Annotated in this window: 2 protein-coding genes; both read right to left on the bottom strand. The window is 66.7% G+C overall.

The features are described 5' to 3' along the window. Positions 1–420: 420 nt before the first annotated feature. Positions 421–1,674: a flavohemoglobin expression-modulating QEGLA motif protein gene (locus tag AC1VAN_RS17155; protein ID WP_032975427.1), complete on the bottom strand. Its 1,254-nt coding sequence runs from the start codon at positions 1,672–1,674 to the stop codon at positions 421–423. 192 nt (positions 1,675–1,866) lie between these two features. Then, positions 1,867–2,850, bottom strand: a 984-nt coding sequence (rsgA, locus tag AC1VAN_RS17150) for a ribosome small subunit-dependent GTPase A (protein WP_480986282.1), incomplete at its 5' end; no start/stop codon positions are given.

Below are 2,850 nucleotides of genomic sequence, written 5' to 3'. Positions count from 1 at the left end.
GATTGTTCCTGCATGGCGCGGGCAGGCAGGCCCATGCAGGACACGCCGTAAACCCGTCCATGGGGGCTCGATGGCGCCATCCATGGCGCCAACGGTCCTGCATGGGCCTGCCTACCCGCGCTGGACAGTTCCCCGCGCCGGCGCGGAGGCAATGGAAAGCAAGAGCAAGAGCAAAAGCAAAGAGCCGGGCAGTGCCCGGCTCTTTGCTTTTCAAGCGCAATCCCTTCGGCGCGGTGATGTGCTGCCGCCCGCGCGGGAAACTGTCTGGCGGCGGTGGGGCACCCTGGCCAGGACCGTGAGGCGCATGGATGCGCCGATCGAGCCCCCATGGATGGGTTTACGGCGTGTCCTGGCCAGGGTGCCCCACCGCCGCCAACCGATATCAATCGAGGCGCCAGCGCATCATCCCGCCAACGCATTTCATTCCGGCGCCAGCTGGTCCATCCGGATGCGGTTGGCGAACAGCGAGAACGCCAGCATGCCAGCCAGGCCGTTGGCCCGGCTCATCCAGTGCGGCAGCCAGCGCGGGGGCTTCAGCACACCCGATTCGAACAGCGGGGCGAACGCGATCGCATCGGTCAGGCTCATCTTGCCGGCGAACAACCAGCGGCAGACCTGCAGGCGATCCTCGGCCAGCATGTGGCGGAAGAAGGTATGCACCGACACCAGCCCGCGCAGGTACACCGTGTCCTTGGTGAAGGCCAGGCCGCCACTCGGCGGCACACCGCGGAATACCCGCTGCGCCGACGCGAAGCTCTCTTCCGGGTTCTGCCCGGCATCGCAGAAGTAGCGGAACACCTCGATGAAGTCCGCACCTTCGCGCGCCATCGCGATCGCCTCGGTACGCAGGCTGATGCGCTTCAGGCGCTCGATGTCGATGCTGCCGGTGATCTGCTCGGCAAACGTCGCCAGTCCTTCCTGGGTGGCCGTCACCCGTGGCGAAGACAGCGCCAGGCTCGGCAGCACCGGCTGCGCGCGACCGTTCAACGCCGTCAACGAATGCACCAGCGCTTCGTGGTGGAACAGCTGCGCGCGATCGTAAGCGCTGAAACGCGCGCTGGTGCGCAGGCGGATGCGGGTCGGTCCGGCAGCCGCCTTCGAGACCAGTTCCGGATCCAGCTGCACCTGGATGATGCGTGATTCGAAAAACGCATCGAGATCATTCTGCAGCTGCAACTGCAGGGCGATGGCCGAGACCGGCACCTGCTCTTCCGGTGCCAGCAGTTCGTGATCCAGTTCGGCAGCAATCTGGATGAAGTGGCGCGCCGCATCGCGCGTGCTCGGTCCGTTGCCCGGCAACGGTTGCTCGGGCGAACCGAACAACTGCATCGAACAGGCATCCACGGCCGCGGTACCGAGGCCTTCCAGCAGCTGCGCTGCCAGATCCCAGCTCTGCGCGGACTGCTGCACGTAATGGCCCAGCGGATGGCTTTCGTCACACTCGGCAGCGAGCGCGGCCAGCGCGCGACGCTCGTCGCTGAAGTCCAGCTTCGGGTAGTCGACCACCGGCAGCGTCGGCTGGCCACGGGCCACGCTGTCCAGGAAGGGTGCCTGCAGTGTCGCCGGCCAGCTGGTCAGGCCCAGCAGGCGGATGCCTCCTACGGCCTCGACCAGGCGCGCATCGAGCGCTGCATGGTGGGCCACGTCACGGTCCAGCGTCGCGGTCGGTTCCATGGGCGGACTATAACGCCCTGCCCGCGCGTTGGTAGGTGCCAACCTTGGTTGGCATCCGCCGACGGCGGGCTTCGGACACCTCCGTGCCAACCAAGGTTGGCACCCACCAAGAGCGGGCAGAGGCCGGCTTCGGACGCCTCCGTGCCAACCAAGGTTGGCATCTACCGGAAGCGGGTTTCCGGCACCGCGGGGTCAACGCCGGCGCGGTTTGCCCGCCGGGCGGAACTGCTGGCTCTTGCCCTTCCGGCCACCGCGTTCCTGCACGGTCTCGGCCTGGCGCACGGCCAGCTTGGCAGCGGCGGCGGCCACTTCTTCCTTCAACTTGAAGTAGTTCAGCAGCCGGCTCTCTTCGATCTCGCCGGCATCGATCGCCGCACGCACGGCACAGCCGGGTTCCTGCTGGTGCATGCAGTCGCGGAAGCGGCACTGCGCGGCCAGCGCTTCGATGTCGGCGAAACCGCCTTCGGCCAGCGTTTCTTCGCCGGTCGGCTTCAGTTCGCGCATGCCCGGCGTATCGATCAGGCAGGCGCCCATCGGCAGTGGCATCAGTGCGCGGTGGGTGGTGGTATGGCGGCCGCGCGAATCGTTGGCGCGCACTGTATTGGTCTTCATCCGCTGTTCGCCCAGCAGCGTGTTGGTCAGCGTCGACTTGCCCGCACCGGAAGAACCCACCAGCACCACCGTGCGGCCGGGGCCCAGCCACGGCTCCAGCACTGCAACACTGTCGGCATCCAGGCCATTGATCGCATGCAGGGCGATGCCCTGCATCTCCAGTTCTTCCAGTACCGCCAGCGCATCTTCGCTGTACTCGGTCTGGTCGGCCTTGGTCAGCACCACCACCGGTTCGGCACCGCCACCGCCCACCAGCAGCAGGTAGCGTTCAATACGGCGCGGATTGAAGTCAGCATCCAGGCCACAGACGATGAAGACGGTATCGATGTTGGCGGCGATCACCTGCTGGTGGTAATGCTCACCGGCAGCGCCACGCTTGATGGCGGTACGTCGCGGCAACAGGGCAACGATGCGGATGCCATCCAGCAGCACCCAGTCGCCCACCGCCGGCCGTTCGTGGCTGGGGAAGCGCGGGCGCTGCCACTCCGGCAGCGATTCGGCCTTGATCGATGCCTCCGGGCCATCAGCCACCACATAGTGGGTGCGATGCTGCTCGATCACCCG

The organism is Stenotrophomonas sp. 05L44_2 (genome assembly GCF_056665995.1).
Note: the sequence above shows the minus strand (reverse complement) of the source record. Positions and strands in the feature narration are given on the sequence as shown.

Bases quoted from the DNA above. Each gene is read 5' to 3' on its own strand.
- AC1VAN_RS17155 (WP_032975427.1), bottom strand. From the start codon at position 1,674: ATGGAACCGACCGCGACGCTGGACCGTGACGTGGCCCACCATGCAGCG.